The sequence below is a fragment of the Geodermatophilus sp. SYSU D01036 genome, from assembly GCF_054050435.1.
Window position 1 is genome coordinate 66,382 of record NZ_JBJGZJ010000020.1, and the last position, 16,927, is coordinate 83,308.

The window sequence follows — 16,927 nt, forward strand, 5'->3', positions numbered from 1 at the left end:
CGGGGTGCAGTGCCGGGAGTGACGCGCGAGTCGGACGCCCCCGGCGCACCGGGGCGTCGAACCCCCGCGGCGTCGGCGGCGACAGGTACCGTCGGCGAGCGCCCGATCCCCGGCCGGCAGCGCCGGGAGGACACCCTCGCGGCACCCGCTCCCGCGGGGCCGAGCACGGGCAGCAAGCGACACACGATCCGCAGGTCCGAACCCCCGGGACCTGCCAACCCCCTGAGGTGGAGGTCACCAGGTGGCACGAATCGGTGAGAGCGGTGACCTGCTCAAGTGCTCGTTCTGCGGGAAGAGCCAGAAGCAGGTCAAGAAGCTCATCGCGGGCCCCGGCGTCTACATCTGCGACGAGTGCATCGACCTCTGCAACGAGATCATCGAGGAGGAGCTCTCGGAGTCGTCGGACCTGAAGTTCGACGAGCTGCCGAAGCCCCGCGAGATCCACGACTTCCTCGAGCAGTACGTCATCGGCCAGGAGAAGGCCAAGCGCACCCTCGCCGTCGCGGTCTACAACCACTACAAGCGGGTGCAGGCCGGCGGTGAACGCTCCAGCCGGGACGACTCGGTCGAGCTCGCCAAGTCCAACATCCTGCTGATGGGCCCCACCGGGTGCGGCAAGACGCACCTCGCGCAGACGCTGGCCCGGATGCTCAACGTCCCGTTCGCGATCGCCGACGCCACGGCGCTGACCGAGGCCGGCTACGTCGGCGAGGACGTCGAGAACATCCTGCTCAAGCTGATCCAGGCCGCGGACTACGACGTCAAGCGGGCCGAGACCGGGATCATCTACATCGACGAGGTCGACAAGATCGCCCGCAAGAGCGAGAACCCGTCGATCACCCGCGACGTCTCCGGCGAGGGCGTGCAGCAGGCGCTGCTGAAGATCCTCGAGGGCACGACGGCGTCGGTGCCCCCGCAGGGCGGCCGCAAGCACCCGCACCAGGAGTTCATCCAGATCGACACGACGAACGTGCTGTTCATCGTGGGCGGCGCGTTCGCCGGCTTGGAGAAGGTCATCGAGCAGCGGGTCGGCAAGCAGGGGATCGGCTTCGGCGCGGAGATCCGCGGCAAGAAGGAGATCGAGGAGGCCAACGCCTTCGCCGAGGTCATGCCCGAGGACCTGCTGAAGTTCGGGATGATCCCCGAGTTCATCGGCCGCCTCCCGGTGATCACCAGCGTGCAGGCCCTCGACCGGGACGCGCTGATCCAGATCCTCACCGAGCCGAAGAACGCCCTGGTGCGCCAGTACCGGCGGCTGTTCGAGCTCGACGGCGTGGAGCTGGAGTTCACCGACGACGCCCTCGAGGCGATCGCCGACCAGGCCATCCTCCGCGGCACCGGCGCCCGCGGGCTCCGAGCGATCATGGAGGAGGTGCTGCAGTCGGTGATGTACGAGGTGCCCAGCCGCGAGGACGTGGCCTCCGTGGTGATCACCAAGGAGGTCGTGCTGGAGCACGTCAACCCGACGATCGTGCCGCGCAAGCCCACCCGCGAGCGCCGCGAGAAGAGCGCGTAGCACCCGAGACACCGCCGACGAGCCCGTCCCCGACCTCCGGGGGCGGGCTCGTCCGCGTCGGTGGGCCCGAGCGTGTGCGCCGGCGCCGCGTCCCGGGGCCCGGGACGCGGCGTGGGCGCACACACTCGCCGGGCCGCCGTCCACAGATCCCCGGACGGCGGACGCGGGAGGTCCCGGTCGGTCACCGTCGCCGGGTGACCCACGACCCCGCCGCGCTCGTCGGCCCCGACGGCTGGACGACCTGGGCGGCGCTGACCGCCCGGGTGGACCGCGGGACCGTCGCCCGCTGGGTGGCCGCGGGGCGGCTCTCGCGGCTGCAGCCCGGCATCTACGCCCTGCCCGCGCCGGCCGGCGGGTGGCGGCTGCGGGTGGAGGCCGCCGTCCGCAGCTGCCGCGGGGTGGTCAGCCACCGGTCCGCGCTGGCGCTGTGGGAGCTGGCCCCGCCCGGCGGGCCGGTGCACCTCACCGTGGGCCACACCCGCAGCGGGCGGGGGACGCCGGGCGTCGTCCTGCACCGCACCCGCGCCCTCGACGACAGCATCCGCCGCGTCGAGGGGCTGCCGGTGTCCTGTCCCGAGCGGGCGGTCGTCGACGCGTGGGGGAGTCCGGCCGGCCTCGCCCGGGCGGAGGTCCGCGCCGCGGCGATCGACGCCGTGCGCCGCCGGCTGTGCCGCCCGGGGGACCTGCTGGCCGAGATCGACCGCCGTCCGTGCCTGCCCGGCCGGGCCGCGCTGGTCGACCTCGTGCGCCTGCTGGCCGAGGGCTGCCGCAGCGAGCTGGAGGTCTGGGGCTGCCTCGCCGTGCTGCGCGGACCCGGCATGCCGCCGTTCACCCAGCAGCGGCGGATCGAGGTGGCGGGGGAGGTGTTCGTCCTCGACGCGGCCTACGAGGAGGTGCAGCTGGCGGTGGAGATGGACGGTGCCGCCTGGCACGGCTCCCGGGCGCAGCGCGAGCGGGACATCCGGCGGGACGCCCTGCTCGCCACCGTGGGCTGGCAGACGCTGCGATTCGGCTTCCGGCGACTCACGACCGAGCCGGAGGCCTGCCGCCGGGCGATCCTCGCCGTCCACGGGGCGCGCCGGCGGCTGTTCGGCGCCGAGCGTGTGCGCTGACGCCGCGTTCCGGTGGCCCGGATGCGGTGTCAGCGCACACGCTCACCCCTCCGCGGGGGCGGCGAGGACGACGTCGACGGTCAGCGGGCCCTCGCCGGCGACGACGGTCAGCGAGGCGATCCGCCCGGCCGACACCAGGTCGTCCCGCGCGGCCTCCACCTGCGGCACCTGCGCCTCCGGCGCGGTCACCGTCGCGGACTCGACGTCGGCCCGCATCGACTGCTTGGCCTCCGACTTGGCCTTGCGCACCGCGGCCAGCGCCTCGGCGGCCACCTCGACCACCGCCGGGTCACCACCGGTCGGCAGCTCGGCGGCGGCGGGCCACGCCGCGCGGTGCACCGAGCCGGCCTGCCACCAGGACCAGACCTCCTCGGTGACGAACGGCAGCACCGGCGCGAACAGCCGCAGCTGCACCGACAGCGCGAGGGCCAGCGCGGCCTGCGCGGAGCGGGCGGCGTCGTCCGAGCCGTAGGCGCGGGACTTCACCAGCTCCACGTAGTCGTCGCAGAACGACCAGAAGAACGCCTCGGACACCTCGAGCGCCCGGGTGTAGTTGTAGGCCTCCATCGCCGCGGTCGCCTCGTCGACGACGTCGGCCAGCCGGCGCAGCAGCCCGAGGTCGATCGGCTCGGTGACCTGCCCGGCGGAGAGGTCCGCGGTGACGCCGAGCCCCAGCACGAACTTGCCGACGTTGAGGATCTTCATGGCCAGCCGGCGGCCGACCTTCATCTGCGCCTCGTCGAACGGCGAGTCCGCGCCCGGCCGGGCGCCGGCGGCGCGCCAGCGGACGGCGTCGGTGCCGTAGCGCTCGAGCACGTCGATCGGCGTGACGACGTTGCCCTTGGACTTCGACATCTTCTTGCGGTCGGGGTCGACGACGAAGCCGGAGATGGTGGCGTGCGTCCACGGCACCGCGCCGAACTCGAAGTGCGAGCGGACGACGGTGGAGAACAGCCAGGTGCGGATGATGTCGTGCGCCTGCGGCCGCTGGTCCATCGGGAAGACGTGCGCGAACAGCTCCGGGTCGGTGTCCCAACCCGAGGCCACCTGCGGCGACAGCGACGACGTCGCCCAGGTGTCCATGACGTCGGGGTCGGCCATGAACCCGCCGGGGACGCCGCGCTGCGACTCGTCGAAGCCCGGCGGCACGTCGGACGACGGGTCGACCGGCAGCGACGCCTCGTCGGCCAGGATCGGCTCGTCGTACACGGGGTCGCCGGCGGAGTCGAGCCGGTACCAGACCGGGAACGGGACGCCGAAGAACCGCTGCCGGCTGATCAGCCAGTCGCCGTTGAGGCCCTCGACCCAGTTCTCGTAGCGGTGCCGCATGTGGTCGGGCACCCAGGTGATCTCCCGGCCGCGGGCGATCAGCGCGTCGCGCAGCTCGGGGGAGCGCCCGCCGTTGCGGATGTACCACTGCCGCGTGGTGACGATCTCCAGCGGCCGGTCGCCCTTCTCGAAGAACTTGACCGGGTGGGTGATCGCCTTCGGCTCGCCGTGCAGGTCGCCGGACTCGCGCAGCATCTCCACGATCCGCTGCTGGGCGCTGAACGGCGTCTTGCCGGCCAGCTCGGCGTACACCTCGGCGGGCACGCCGTCCGGGGCGTCGGCGACGAAGCGGCCGTCCCAGCCGACCACCGCGCGGGTGGGCAGCTGCAGCTCGCGCCACCAGGTGACGTCGTTGAGGTCGCCGAAGGTGCAGATCATCGCGATGCCCGAGCCCTTGTCCGGCTCGGCCAGGCGGTGGGCGACCACCGGCACCTCGACGTCGAACAGCGGCGTGCGCACCGTCTGCCCGAACAGCGACCGGTAGCGCTCGTCGTCGGGGTGGGCGACCAGCGCGACGCACGCGGGCAGCAGCTCCGGCCGGGTGGTCTCGATGACGACCGGGCCGTCGGCGGAGTGGAACGAGACCCGGTGGTAGGCGCCGGGGCGCTCGCGGTCCTCCAGCTCGGCCTGGGCGACGGCGGTGCGGAAGCTGACGTCCCAGAGGGTCGGCGCCTCCTGCGCGTAGGCCTCACCGCGGGCCAGGTTGTGCAGGAACATCCGCTGCGCGGTGGCCCGCGAGGTCTCCGAGATGGTCCGGTAGACGTTCGACCAGTCCACCGACAGCCCGACCCGGCGCCACAGCTGCTCGTAGGCGTGCTCGTCCTCCTCCGTCAGCTGCATGCACAGCTCGACGAAGTTGCGCCGGCTGATCGGCACCTGCTCCTTGCCCGGCTTGGCCGGCGGGGTGAAGCCGGGGTCGTAGGGCAGCGAGGGGTCGCAGCGGACGCCGTAGTAGTTCTGCACCCGCCGCTCGGTCGGCAGCCCGTTGTCGTCCCAGCCCATCGGGTAGAAGACGTGCCTGCCGCGCATCCGCTGGTAGCGGGCGACGATGTCGGTGTGGGTGTAGCTGAACACGTGCCCCACGTGCAGCGACCCGCTGGCGGTCGGCGGCGGGGTGTCGATCGAGTACACCTGCTCGCGCGGCGCGGCGAGGGCGGCGGCGCGGTCGAAGGCGTAGGTGTCCTGCTCGGCCCAGCGGGCGACCCAGGTGTCCTCGAGTCCGTCGAGGCTCGGCTTCTCGGGTACCCCGGCCCCGGCTCCCGGGGTGGTGCTGACCGGGGGAAGGGGATCGGCGACCATGCCCCCATCCTAGGAAGTGCGCGGCTGGCATCCTGGGGAGGATGAGCAGCAGTCCCGAGGCCGAGCTGGCCCGCGTCGAGAAGGAGCTGCTGGCGCGCTGGCCGGAGACCCGGCTGGAGCCCTCGCTGGGCCGCATCGCCGCCCTGGTCGACCTGCTGGGCAGCCCGCACCGGGCCTACCCGGTCGTGCAGGTCGCCGGCACCAACGGCAAGACGACGACGTCGCGGATGGTCGACGAGCTGCTGCGCGGCTTCGGCCTGCGGGTGGGCCGGTTCACCAGCCCGCACCTGCAGTCGGTGCGCGAGCGGATCGTGCTCGACGGCGAGCCGGTGAGCGCCGAGCGGTTCGTCGAGACCTACGACGACATCACGCCCTACGTGCAGATGGTCGACGCCGCCGGCGAGCACCCGATGAGCTTCTTCGAGGTGATGGTCGGCATGGCGTACGCGCTGTTCGCCGAGGCGCCGGTCGACGTCGCGGTCATCGAGGTCGGCATGGGCGGCACGTGGGACGCCACCAACGTCGCCGACGCGCGGGTCGCCGTCGTCACGCCGGTGGCCCTGGACCACGCCGAGTACCTCGGCCCCGACGTCGCCACGATCGCCGGCGAGAAGGCCGGGATCATCAAGCCCGACGCGATCGCCGTCCTCGCCCACCAGCAGCCCGGCGCGCTGGACGCGCTGGTCCGCCGCGCGGTCGAGGTCGAGGCCGTGGTGGCGCGCGAGGGCACCGAGTTCGGCGTGCTGGACCGGCGGGTCGCGGTCGGCGGGCAGCAGCTGCGGCTGCAGGGCCTGGGCGGGGAGTACGACGACGTCTACCTCCCGCTGTTCGGCGCGCACCAGGCGCAGAACGCGGCCACCGCGCTGGCCGCCGTCGAGGCGTTCCTCGGCGCCGGCGCGGCCACCGGGACCGTCGACGTCGAGACGGTGCGCGCGGCCTTCGCCGCCGTCCGCTCGCCCGGCCGGCTCGAGCGGGTGCGCACCAGCCCGACGGTGCTGGTCGACGCCGCGCACAACCCGGCCGGGATGGCCGCGACCGTCGAGGCCATCCGGGAGTCCTTCGACTTCACCCGGCTGGTCGGGGTGGTCGGCGCGGTGCACGGCAAGGACGTCGAGGGGATGCTGCGCGAGCTGGAGCCCGTCTGCGCCGAGCTGGTGGTGACGCAGAACAGCTCGCCGCGGGCCGTCCCCGCCGACGAGCTCGGCGCGCTCGCCGTCGACGTGTTCGGCGCCGACCGGGTGAGCGTCTCCCCGCGGCTGCCCGAGGCGCTCACCGAGGCGATCGAGCTGGCCGAGGCCGGTCCCGACGACGCCCTCGGCGGCTCGGGCGTGCTGGTCACCGGCAGCGTGATCACCGCCGGCGAGGCCCGGACCGTCCTGGGGGGTCGGCCGTGACCGCGCCGGACCCGGTCCGGGCCGCGAGGGCGCTGCGCGGGGCGGCCGCCGCCGTGCTGCTGCTCGAGGGCATCGCGGTGCTGTTCGTCCCGCGGGCGATCGCGCAGACCGAGGCCGGCCTCGGCGCCACCCGGCTGACGATCCTGCTCGCGCTCGCCGTCGTCCTGGTGCTGGCCAGCGGCGTCCAGCGGCGGCCGCGCGGCCTGGAGATCGGCACCGCGCTGCAGGTCCCGCTGCTGCTCACCGGGCTCATCGACTCGTCGATGTGGTTCGTCGGCGGCGTGTTCCTGCTGATCTGGCTGTACCTGCTGCAGATCCGCAAGGAGTTGCTCGGCGCGCCGTTCCGCGAGCCGGCCGCTCCCTCCGGGGACGACGCCCCGCCCGCCTGATCAGGCCGCGTCGGCCCGCCCGTCGAGCCGCCGCCGGAGGGCGGCGACGTCGACGCCGGCGCGGGCGAGCGCCGCGGACACCGCGGGGTCGCCGACCTCGAGCACCCCGGCGAGCAGGTGCCGGCCGTCGATGACCCGGTCGCCCCGCGCGACCGCCGCGCGCAGCGCCTGCTGCAGCGCCGTGCGGCTGCCGCGGGCGAAGCGCAGGTGCCCCCGCCGGCGGCCCCTCGTCCCGCGGTCGAGCGCGCCGGGGCCGAACGCCGCCTCGGCGGCCGCCCGCACCCGGTCCAGGTCGATGCCGAGCGCGGCCAGCGCCTCCGCGTCGAGCGCGCCGCCCCCGGCGGAGGACAGGCCCGCGCGGAGGTCGGTCACGTGCACGCCCGCGGCGGCCAGCAGCGGGGCGGCGGGGCCGGGCGCGGCGGCGAGGGCGACCAGCAGGTGCACCGGGTCGACGCCGTCCGACCCGGCGGTGCGGGCCTCCTCCTGCGCCAGGACCACGACCGTGCGCGCCTCGGCGGCGAACCGTTCGAACACCTCAGGACTCCCTCCACGTCGTCCCGGACGACCGGGCGTGCTTCTTGTGCACCGCCTGCCGCGTGACGCCGAGCGCGTCGGCGACCTGCTGCCACGACCAGCCGCGCCGGCGGGCGGCGGCGACCTGCAGGCCCTCCAGCCGGTCGGCCAGGTCCCGCAGCGCGCGGACCCCCCGCAGGCCGACGGCGGGGTCGTCGCTGGTGGCGGCGGTGAGCGTCTCGTCCGCGGTCCGGGCGGTCATGGTGTCAACCGTGGTTGACGGCGACCGGGATGTCAACCCCGGTTGACATCCGGCGCCCCGTAGGCTGCCGTCCCGTGACTGATCGCACCCTGGTCCTCGTCAAGCCCGACGGCGTCGCCCGCGGCCTGGTCGGAGAGGTCGTCTCGCGGCTGGAGGCCAAGGGCCTGCGCCTGGTCGCCGCCGAGCTGCGCACCCTTCCCCGCGAGGTCGCCGAGGAGCACTACGGCGAGCACCGCGAGAAGCCGTTCTTCGGCTCGCTGGTCGAGTTCATCACCGGCGGCCCGCTGCTCGCCCTGGTCGTCGAGGGGCCGCGCGCGGTCGAGGCGTTCCGCGCGCTGGCCGGCGCCACCGACCCGGTGAAGGCCGCCCCCGGCACCATCCGCGGCGACTTCGCCCTCGAGGTGCAGTCGAACATCGTGCACGGCTCGGACTCCGACGAGTCCGCCGCCCGCGAGATCGGGCTGTTCTTCCCGGACCTGAAGGAGTAATCGGCTCGACCCGGCCCCGGGGGCCGGGGGCAGCATGGGGGACGTGGTGGAGTCGCTGGTCCGGGCCCGGGGCCTGGTGAAGCGCTTCGGGGAGCACACCGCCGTCGACGGCATCGACGTCGACATCGCGCCCGGGGAGGCCTTCGGCTTCCTCGGGCCCAACGGCGCCGGCAAGAGCACGACCATGCGGATGGTCGGCGCGGTGTCGCCGCCGACGGCGGGGGAGCTGCGGATCCTCGGCATGGACCCCGCCGTCGACGGCCCGGCGATCCGCGCCCGCCTCGGCGTCGTCCCGCAGACCGACAACCTCGACCTCGAGCTCACCGTCGAGGAGAACCTGCTGGTCTACGGCCGGTACTTCGGGCTGCCGCGGGCCGTGGTCCGCGAGCGGGCGGCCGAGCTGCTGGACTTCGTGCAGCTCAGCGACCGGGCGCGGGACCGGGTCGAGCCGCTGTCGGGCGGGATGAAGCGGCGGGTCACCATCGCCCGGGCGCTGGTCAACGACCCCGACGTCGTGCTGCTCGACGAGCCCACCACCGGCCTGGACCCGCAGGCCCGGCACGTGCTGTGGGAGCGGCTGTACCGGCTCAAGCAGCGCGGGGTCACCCTCGTGCTCACCACGCACTACATGGACGAGGCCGAGCAGCTGTGCGACCGGCTGGTGGTCATGGACCGCGGCCGGATCGCCGCCGAGGGCTCCCCGGCGCAGCTGATCGCCACCTGGTCCACCCGCGAGGTGTGCGAGCTCCGCTTCCCGCTGACCGAGGGCGGCGGCGGGCCGGCCGCGCACGCCGACGCGCTGGCGCCGCTGGTCTCCCGCGGCGCCGTCGAGCGGGTCGAGGTGCTGCCCGACCGGCTGCTGCTCTACACCGCCGACGGCGACGCCGCGCTGACCGAGGTGCTCGCGCTCGGGCTGCGGCCGCTGTCGTCGCTGGTCCGGCGCAGCTCGCTGGAGGACGTCTTCCTGCGGCTCACCGGCCGGACGCTGGTCGACTGACGTGGTCCCCTCGCCGGCCGCCCGCTCCTTCCTGGTCCAGCGGCTGACCGCGCACCGGCACTTCTGGCGCAGCAGCGCGATCGGCAGCGTGCTGGAGCCGGTGCTGTTCCTCGCCGCGATGGGCCTGACGCTCGGCACCCTCGTCGACCGCGGGCCCGGCGTCCCCGGCGGGGTGGGCTACCTGGCCTTCCTCGCCCCGGGCCTGCTGGTGGCCGCGGCCATGCAGACGGCGACCGGCGAGTCGACCTACCCGGTGCTCGGGGCGCTCAAGTGGGACCGGCTGTACGAGGCGGTGCTCGCCACGCCGGCCCGCCCGGTCGACGTCCTCACCGGCCACCTGCTCTACGTCGCCTTCCGCGTGACGACGTCGGCGGCGGCCTTCCTGGTCGTGCTCGTGCTGTTCGGCGCCGCGGAGAGCCCGCTGGTGGTGCTCGCGCTGCCGGTCGCGCTGCTCACCGGCCTGGCCTTCGCCGCGCCGGTGACGGCGATGGCCGCCCGGCTGGAGGAGGACGCCGCGTTCGCCGCGCTGCAGCGGTTCCTCATCGTGCCGATGTTCCTGTTCAGCGGGACGTTCTTCCCGGTGACGCAGCTACCGGCGGCGCTGGAGTGGTTCGCCTACGCCACGCCGCTGTGGCACGGCGTCGCCCTGGCCCGCGACCTCGCCCTCGGGACGGCGGAGGCGGGGTCCGCGCTGCTGCACGTCGGCTACCTGGCGCTGTGGGTCGCCACCGGCGCGTGGCTGGCCGCCCGGGCGCTGCAGCGGCGGCTGGTCCGGTGACCGGCGTCCCCGCGCCGGTGCGCCCGGCGTCGCTGCTGCTGCGGGTGGTGCCGCTCTACCCGCTGTCCGCGCGGCGGGCCGGGCAGCTGGTCTACCGGAACCTGCTGGTGGCCCGGCGCAGCTGGCTGGTGTTCGTCTCCGGGTTCGCCGAGCCGTTCTTCTACCTGTTCTCGATCGGCGTCGGCATCGGCGGGCTGGTCGGCGACGTCGTCACCGACACCGGCACCGCGCTCACCTACCAGGAGTTCGTCGCCCCGGCGCTGCTCGCCTCGGCCGCGATGAACGGCGCGGTCTACGACGCCGTGTTCAACCTGTTCTTCAAGCTGCGCTACGCCAAGCTCTACGACGCCGTCCTCGCCACCCCGGTCTCGGCCGCCGACGCCGCGGTGGGGGAGACGGTGTGGGCGCTGCTGCGCGGCGCCGTCTACTCGACGGCGTTCCTGCTGGTCATGCTCGCCATGGGCCTGGTCGGCTCGTGGTGGGCGGTGCTCGCCCTGCCCGCGGCGGTGCTCATCGGGTTCGCGTTCGCCGCCGTCGGGCTGGCCGCGAGCACGTTCCTGCGCGGCTGGCAGGACTTCGAGTTCGTCCAGGTCGTGATCCTGCCGCTGTTCCTGTTCTCCACGACCTTCTACCCGCTGTCGACCTACCCGCGGCCGCTGCAGGTCGTCGTCGAGTGCACGCCGCTCTACCACGGCATCGAGCTGGTCCGCGGGCTGGTGACCGGCGACGTGCGGTGGGGGCTGCTGGTCTCGGTCGCCTACCTCGCCGTGCTGGGCGTGGCGGGCCTCGCGGTGGGCGCCCGCCGGCTCGAGGGCCTGCTCCTGCGTTAGGCGGCACCCAGCAGCGGGCGGCCGGCGCGGACCAGCCGCTCGACGGTCTCGGCCGGCACCGGGGAGCCGAACAGGTGGCCCTGCGCGGCGTCGCAGCCCAGCGACCGCAGCGCGGCCAGCTGTGCGGGCTGCTCGACGCCCTCGGCCACCACCTGCAGGCCCAGGCTGTTGCCCAGCGCGATGACGGCGTCGGCGACGGACCCGGCCGCGGCGCCGGCGGCCAGCAGCGCCACCGACGACGGGTCGATCTTCAGCCGGTCCAGCGGCAGGTCCTGCAGCCGGGACAGCGACGACGCGCCGGTGCCGAAGTCGTCGATCGCCACGTGCACGCCCAGCGCCCGCACCTCGCGGATGCCGGCCGCGGCGTCGGGACCGGCGGCCACGGCCTCGGGCACCTCGATCTCCAGCCGGCCGGGGTCGACGCCGGCGTCCCGGGCGGCCGCGGCGATGCTGACGGCGAGGTCGCCGGTGGCCAGCCGGCGCGGGGAGACGTTGACCGCCACCCGCAGCGGGGGCAGGCCGGCGTCGTCCCACGCGCGCAGCTGGGCGCAGGCCTGGCCGATCACCCAGTCGTCGATCGCGTCGATGACGCCGCTGGCCTCGGCGACCGGGATGAAGCCGGCCGGCTCCACCAGCCCGCGGGTGTGCGACTGCCAGCGGGCCAGCGCCTCCACGCCGGTGACCGCGCCGCTGCGCAGGTCCACCTGCGGCTGGTAGAGCACCCGCAGCTCGCCGGAGCCGACGGCGGCGCGCAGGTCGCGGACCAGCTCGTCCTGCGCGGCGACCTCCTCGCGCATGCCGCGCTCGAACACCCGCACCCGGTTCTTGCCGCCGGACTTGGCCACGTACATGGCGAGGTCGGCGTCGCGGAGCAGGTCGTCCATGCCGCGCCGGTCGGCGGCGTCGGTGAACGTGACGCCGACGCTCCCGCCGACGGTGAACTCCTCGCCGTTCCAGCCGACCGGCCGGCGCAGCGCCCCCAGCAGCCGCTCGGCCACGGTGACGACGTCGCGGCGGCCCTCGACGTCCTCCATGAGCACCACGAACTCGTCGCCGCCGAGGCGGGCCACGGTGTCGGCCGGCCGCACGGACGCCTCCAGCCGGCGGGCGACGGCGACGAGCACGGCGTCCCCGGCCTCGTGCCCGGCGACGTCGTTGACCGCCTTGAAGTCGTCGAGGTCCAGCAGCAGGACCGCGTGCCGGCGGGCGCGGCGGTCGGCGAGGGCGTGCTCGAGCCGGTCCTGCATGAGCGCCCGGTTCGCCAGGCCCGTGAGCGGGTCGTGCAGCGCCATCCGGGCCAGCTCGCCCGCCTGCCGCTCCAGCTGGCGGGCGGCGGCGCGGGCCTCGGCCTCGTCGCGCTTGCGGCCGGTGATGTCCCGGGTGATCCCGGCGATGCCGGTGGGGGCGCCGTCCTCGTCGCGGATGAGGGAGAAGGTGACCAGGGCGTCGAAGGCCGAGCCGTCCTTCCGGCGGTGCCGCCGCTCGTGGCTGCCCGGCGGCAGCCGGGTCAGGTCCGCGGGGAGCGGGGCGCCGGCGGACAGCATCGACGCGTGCCGCCCGAGCGCCTCGGCGGCGGTCCAGCCGTAGAGCCGCTCCGCACCGGGGTTCCAGCTGGTGATCCGGCCGTCGGGGGTCGTCGTCACGACGGCGTCGTCGGTGGTCTGGACGACGGCGGCCAGCCGGGCCAGCTCGTCGCGCTGGGCGCGCAGCTCGGCGGTGCGCTCGGCGACCAGCTGCTCGACGCGCTCGCGCCGGTCGTCGAACCGCCGCCAGGCCACCAGGCACGCCCAGCTCTCCAGCAGCACCAGCCCCGCGTGCAGGGCGGCCATCGGCAGCGCCGCGACCGAGTGCCCGAACACCGCGTGCGGCCACAGCGTGCCCAGCACCAGGTGGTGGCCGGCGACGAACCCGACCGCGAGCAGGAACGGCGCCCGCGCGGCGTAGAGCGCGGCGAGCGGGAGCAGGGCGAAGAACAGGAAGTGCGCCTCCGTGGCGCCGCCGGACAGCCACACGCCCAGAGCCGCGGCGGTCATCAGCCCGAGGGCGGCGGCCGCGGCGCGGGTGTTGCGGCCCAGACCCGGCGCCCAGGCCAGCGCGGTCAGCAGGGCCAGGGGCGCGGCGTGCAGGACGGCGGAGACGACGCCGCCCCCGCGGGCCAGCGAGTAGACCGGGACCGCGGCGAGCAGGACCAGCAGCGTCCGGAGGACGAGGAGGTGGTGGGCGGCCCACTGCTCGGCCGGCATCGCGCGGCCCCTCGGCAGCGGCAGCACGAGCCGGCCGGAGGGTCGGGTCGGGGAGACGCCGTGGGCGTCGCGCAGTGCACCGGTGCTCCCGGCCGGCGGGACCATGCTCCTCCTCGGAGGCCGTCCTGCTGGTCACCGTCAGTTTAGTCGTGATCACGCTGCGCCGCTGGTCGAGAACCGGGCCGGGGGAGCCGGGGGAGCCGTCTACCCTGGACGGGTCATGAGCGGAGAGAGCCTGTACCCCCGTCTCGAGCCCCTGCTGGCCCAGGTGCAGAAGCCCATCCAGTACGTGGGCGGTGAGCTGAACGCCCAGGTCAAGGCCTGGGACGACGTCGCCGTGCACTGGGCGCTGATGTACCCGGACGCCTACGAGGTGGGGCTGCCCAACCAGGGCCTCATGATCCTGTACGAGGTGCTCAACGAGCGCCCCGACGCCCTCGCCGAGCGCACCTACGCCGTCTGGCCCGACCTCGCCGCGCTCATGCGCGAGCACGGCGTCGGCCAGTTCACCGTCGACGCCCACCGCCCGGTGCGCGACTTCGACGTCCTCGGGGTCAGCTTCGCCACCGAGCTCGGCTACACCAACCTGCTCGAGGCCCTCGACCTGGCCGGGATCCCGCTGCACGCGGCCGACCGCGACGAGACGCACCCGGTCGTCGTCGCCGGCGGGCACGCCGCGTTCAACCCCGAGCCGATCGCCGACTTCGTCGACTGCGCCGTCCTCGGCGACGGCGAGCAGGCCGTCGGCGACGTCACCGACGTCGTCAGCGCGTGGAAGGAGCAGGGCCGCCCCGGCGGCCGCGAGGAGCTGCTGGCCCGCCTCGCCCGCGTCGACGGCGTCTACGTGCCGCGCTTCTACGCCGTCTCCTACGGCCCCGACGGCGGGATCGCCGCGGTGACCCGCACCCGCGACGACGTCCCGGCCCGGGTCGGCAAGCGCACCGTCATGGACCTCGACGAGTGGCCCTACCCGAAGACGCCGCTGGTGCCGCTGGCCGAGAGCGTGCACGAGCGGATGAGCGTCGAGATCTTCCGCGGCTGCACCCGCGGCTGCCGGTTCTGCCAGGCCGGGATGATCACCCGCCCGGTGCGGGAGCGGACGATCACCGGCATCGGCTCGATGGTCGACCAGGGGCTGCGCGCGACCGGCTACGAGGAGGTCGGGCTGCTGTCGCTGTCGTCCGCCGACCACTCCGAGATCGGCCAGGTCGCCAAGGAGCTCGCCGACCGCTACGAGGGCACCAACACCGGGCTGTCCCTGCCGAGCACCCGCGTCGACGCCTTCAACGTCACCCTCGCCAACGAGCTGTCCCGCAACGGCCGCCGGTCGGGGCTGACCTTCGCGCCCGAGGGCGGCAGCGAGCGGATCCGCCGGGTGATCAACAAGACCGTGTCCAAGGAGGACCTGGTCGCCACGGTCACCACCGCCTACGCCAACGGCTGGCAGCAGGTGAAGCTCTACTTCATGTGCGGGCTCCCCACGGAGACCGACGAGGACGTCCTGGAGATCGCCGAGCTGGCCGTGGAGGTCATCCGCGCCGGCCGCGAGGCCAGCGGCCGCAAGGACATCCGCTGCACCGTGTCCATCGGTGGGTTCGTGCCCAAGCCGCACACGCCGTTCCAGTGGGCCGGGCAGGCCAGCGCCGAGACCATCGACCACCGCCTGCGGGTCCTGCGGCAGGCGATCAACGCCGACCGCCGGATCGGCCGCTCCATCGGCCTGCGCTACCACGACGGCAAGCCCGGCGTGATCGAGGGCCTGCTGTCCCGCGGCGACCGCCGGGTGGGCCGGGTCATCGAGCGGGTGTGGCGCGAGGGCGGCCGCTTCGACGGCTGGAGCGAGCACTTCTCCTTCGAGCGCTGGACCGCCGCGGCCGCCGCGGAGCTCGCCCCGCTCGGCGTGGACCTGGACTGGTTCACCACCCGCGAGCGCACCCAGGACGAGGTCCTGCCCTGGGACCACCTGGACTCCGGGCTGGACAAGGAGTGGCTCTGGGACGACTGGCAGGACGCGCTGTCGGAGGAGGAGGTCGCCGACTGCCGGTGGACGCCCTGCTACGACTGCGGCGTCTGCCCGACCAACGGCACCGAGATCCAGATCGGTCCCACCGGGCGCAGCCTGCTGCCGCTCACCGTCGTCGGCCGCTGACCGTGGCGCGCACCCCGGACGGCCCGCCCCCGCCGCCGACCGTCCAGCGCCTGCGGCTGCGCTACGCCAAGCGCGGTCCGCTGCGCTTCGCCTCCCACCGCGACCTCGCCCGCGCGCTGGAGCGGGCGCTGCGCCGCGCGCGGGTGCCGATGGCCTACTCCGCCGGCTTCACCCCGCACCCGAAGATCAGCTACGTGGGCGCGGCGCCGACCGGGGCGGCCAGCGAGGCCGAGTACCTGGAGATCGGCCTGGCCGAGCGGCGCGACCCCGAGGAGGTCCGGGCCGCGCTGGACGCGTCGCTGCCCCCGGGCATCGACGTCCTCGAGTGCGTGGAGGCCGCCGAGGGCGGCGGCTCGCTGGCCGACCGGATCGACGCCGCGCGGTGGCGGATCGAGCTCTCCGGCGTCGAGCCCGCCACCCTCGCCGCGGCGGTCGACGCCTTCCTCGCCCGGGAGGAGGTGCTCGTCGCCAAGCGCACCAAGAACGGCCTCCGCGACGTCGATGCGCGCGGCCCCGTGGCCTCCGCGTCCGCGGGCGGGGAGGCAGGTTGTGCCATACTGCACCTGGTTGTCCGGCAGGTGACGCCCGCCGTTCGACCCGACGACGTGGTGGCCGCTCTCACCGCCGTCGCCGACCTGCGCCCGCCGTCGCCCCCCAGGGCCGTGCGTGAGGCGCAGGGCCGGCTCGACGACAGTGGGACCGTGGCCGATCCGCTCGGTCCCGACCGAGCGGCGCGCACCCGCTGCCAGGGGGAGCACGCCGCCGTCTGACCGGGCGACCCGGGAGCCACCGCGACGTCGAGCGACACGGCTGCCAGACGTGCCGCCCCGGACCGGCACCACCCGAGACCATCGGTACCACCGCTCCACCAGCAGTGCGGCCCCGGCCGCGGCGACCGCCGCGCGGGACCGACCACAGACTTCGCGAGCCGGGCTCGCCGCCGCACCCCGAGCGGCCACCCGGCCCGCCCAACCCGTGCTCCTGCGCGGCCGCCCGTCCCCGGTGGGGGACCGGCGCCCGGGAGCACCACACAGGAGGCGAGCCCTCGTGGCCGACCAGGACAGCGACACCCCGACCACCGACACCAGCAGCGGGTCCGCGCCCGCCCTCCCGCCCGGCGACGCGCCGGTCGCGGAGGTGCTGAGCGGGGAGGCGGCGACCGGGGAGACCCCCGACGAGGAGCCGGCGGAGACCGCCGCGGCCGAGCCACCCGCGGAGGCCGGGCCCACCCCGGAACCCGAGGAGGACCCGGAGGACGAGCCGGACCGGTCGCCGTTCGGCGCCCAGTTCAGCTCGCCCGAGCCGACCGCGGTCATCGCCCGGCCCCGCCGCCGCGCCACCCGCCCGGCGGCCGCCCCCGAGCCCGCCGCGTGGACGCCGCCCCCGCCGGCCGCCGCCCCGGTGGCACCGGCCTTCGTGAGCTTCGTGGCCCCCGAGGCCGAGGCGGCGGCGCCGCCGCGCCGGCGCAGCCGCCGGCCGCTGCCCGAGTCGCCCGACGTCGAGGACGTCGCGGCGCCGGCCGAGGACGACGAGGAGACCCCGGCGCCGGGCGCGCGCCGCCCTCGCGCCCGCCGCCCCGGCGGGGCCGCCGCCGCCCACCCCGCCCACCACCGCGCCGCCCGCCCGTC

14 protein-coding genes and 1 pseudogene are annotated in these 16,927 nt (G+C 75.2%); 11 read left to right on the forward strand and 4 right to left on the reverse strand.

The features are described from left to right. Window positions 1–241: 241 nt before the first annotated feature. Together clpX and ACI8AR_RS18115 are read left to right on the forward strand one after the other, a co-directional pair. Window positions 242–1,516: an ATP-dependent Clp protease ATP-binding subunit ClpX gene (clpX, locus tag ACI8AR_RS18110; RefSeq protein ID WP_456935065.1), complete on the forward strand. Its 1,275-nt coding sequence runs from the start codon at window positions 242–244 to the stop codon at window positions 1,514–1,516. Between the two features lie 194 nt (window positions 1,517–1,710). Further along, window positions 1,711–2,628, forward strand: coding sequence for a DUF559 domain-containing protein (locus ACI8AR_RS18115; protein WP_457052231.1), 918 nt, complete (start codon window positions 1,711–1,713; stop codon window positions 2,626–2,628). A gap of 42 nt (window positions 2,629–2,670) precedes the next feature. Here ACI8AR_RS18115 and valS read toward each other — a convergent pair whose 3' ends face one another. Then, window positions 2,671–5,256, reverse strand: coding sequence for a valine--tRNA ligase (gene valS / locus ACI8AR_RS18120; RefSeq protein ID WP_457052232.1), 2,586 nt, complete (start codon window positions 5,254–5,256; stop codon window positions 2,671–2,673). Between the two features lie 41 nt (window positions 5,257–5,297). Here valS and folC point away from each other — a divergent pair, with 41 nt between their 5' ends. Both folC and ACI8AR_RS18130 read left to right on the forward strand, forming a co-directional pair. Next, window positions 5,298–6,650, forward strand: a complete 1,353-nt coding sequence (folC, locus tag ACI8AR_RS18125; RefSeq protein ID WP_457052233.1) for a bifunctional tetrahydrofolate synthase/dihydrofolate synthase — start codon at window positions 5,298–5,300, stop codon at window positions 6,648–6,650. Next, window positions 6,647–7,039, forward strand: a complete 393-nt coding sequence (locus ACI8AR_RS18130) for a DUF4233 domain-containing protein (RefSeq protein ID WP_457052234.1) — start codon at window positions 6,647–6,649, stop codon at window positions 7,037–7,039. Before folC ends, ACI8AR_RS18130 begins: the two co-directional genes overlap by 4 nt. Here the strand turns inward: ACI8AR_RS18130 and ACI8AR_RS18135 are convergent, their stop codons facing one another. Together ACI8AR_RS18135 and ACI8AR_RS18140 are read right to left on the reverse strand one after the other, a co-directional pair. Next, the gene (locus tag ACI8AR_RS18135) at window positions 7,040–7,573 is read right to left on the reverse strand and encodes a Clp protease N-terminal domain-containing protein (protein WP_457052235.1); all 534 of its coding nucleotides are present in this window, start codon (window positions 7,571–7,573) and stop codon (window positions 7,040–7,042) included. A gap of 1 nt (window position 7,574) precedes the next feature. Beyond that, entirely contained in the window at window positions 7,575–7,814 is a 240-nt protein-coding gene (locus ACI8AR_RS18140; RefSeq protein WP_457052236.1) for a helix-turn-helix domain-containing protein, read from the reverse strand. Window positions 7,815–7,888: 74 nt separating this feature from the next. Between ACI8AR_RS18140 and ndk the strand changes: the two genes are divergently transcribed. Genes ndk through ACI8AR_RS18160 form a run of 4 tightly spaced genes read left to right on the forward strand, consistent with a single transcriptional unit; the run spans window position 7,889 to window position 10,907 of the window. Then, window positions 7,889–8,302: a nucleoside-diphosphate kinase gene (gene ndk / locus ACI8AR_RS18145; RefSeq protein ID WP_457052237.1), complete on the forward strand. Its 414-nt coding sequence runs from the start codon at window positions 7,889–7,891 to the stop codon at window positions 8,300–8,302. Window positions 8,303–8,345: 43 nt separating this feature from the next. After that, window positions 8,346–9,299: an ABC transporter ATP-binding protein gene (locus ACI8AR_RS18150; RefSeq protein WP_457052238.1), complete on the forward strand. Its 954-nt coding sequence runs from the start codon at window positions 8,346–8,348 to the stop codon at window positions 9,297–9,299. A gap of 1 nt (window position 9,300) precedes the next feature. Beyond that, the gene (locus ACI8AR_RS18155; RefSeq protein WP_457052239.1) at window positions 9,301–10,077 is read left to right on the forward strand and encodes an ABC transporter permease; all 777 of its coding nucleotides are present in this window, start codon (window positions 9,301–9,303) and stop codon (window positions 10,075–10,077) included. Further along, entirely contained in the window at window positions 10,074–10,907 is an 834-nt protein-coding gene (locus tag ACI8AR_RS18160) for an ABC transporter permease (RefSeq protein WP_456935055.1), read from the forward strand. The genes ACI8AR_RS18155 and ACI8AR_RS18160 overlap by 4 nt, the downstream gene beginning before the upstream one ends. On the opposite strand, the gene ACI8AR_RS18165 is transcribed toward ACI8AR_RS18160, so the two are convergent. Then, on the reverse strand, window positions 10,904–13,255 hold the full coding sequence (locus ACI8AR_RS18165) for a putative bifunctional diguanylate cyclase/phosphodiesterase (protein WP_457052240.1): 2,352 nt from the start codon (window positions 13,253–13,255) through the stop codon (window positions 10,904–10,906). The genes ACI8AR_RS18160 and ACI8AR_RS18165 overlap by 4 nt on opposite strands. A gap of 115 nt (window positions 13,256–13,370) precedes the next feature. Here ACI8AR_RS18165 and ACI8AR_RS18170 point away from each other — a divergent pair, with 115 nt between their 5' ends. The 3 genes and pseudogenes from ACI8AR_RS18170 to ACI8AR_RS18180 all read left to right on the forward strand — a co-directional run. Next, complete coding sequence (locus ACI8AR_RS18170) at window positions 13,371–15,299, forward strand: TIGR03960 family B12-binding radical SAM protein (RefSeq protein ID WP_457052241.1); 1,929 nt, start codon at window positions 13,371–13,373, stop codon at window positions 15,297–15,299. A 2-nt stretch (window positions 15,300–15,301) separates the two neighbouring features. Then, window positions 15,302–16,069, forward strand: coding sequence for a TIGR03936 family radical SAM-associated protein (locus ACI8AR_RS18175; protein ID WP_457052242.1), 768 nt, complete (start codon window positions 15,302–15,304; stop codon window positions 16,067–16,069). Window positions 16,070–16,346: 277 nt separating this feature from the next. Beyond that, window positions 16,347–16,927, forward strand: a pseudogene (locus ACI8AR_RS18180) (ribonuclease E/G); the annotation flags it as partial.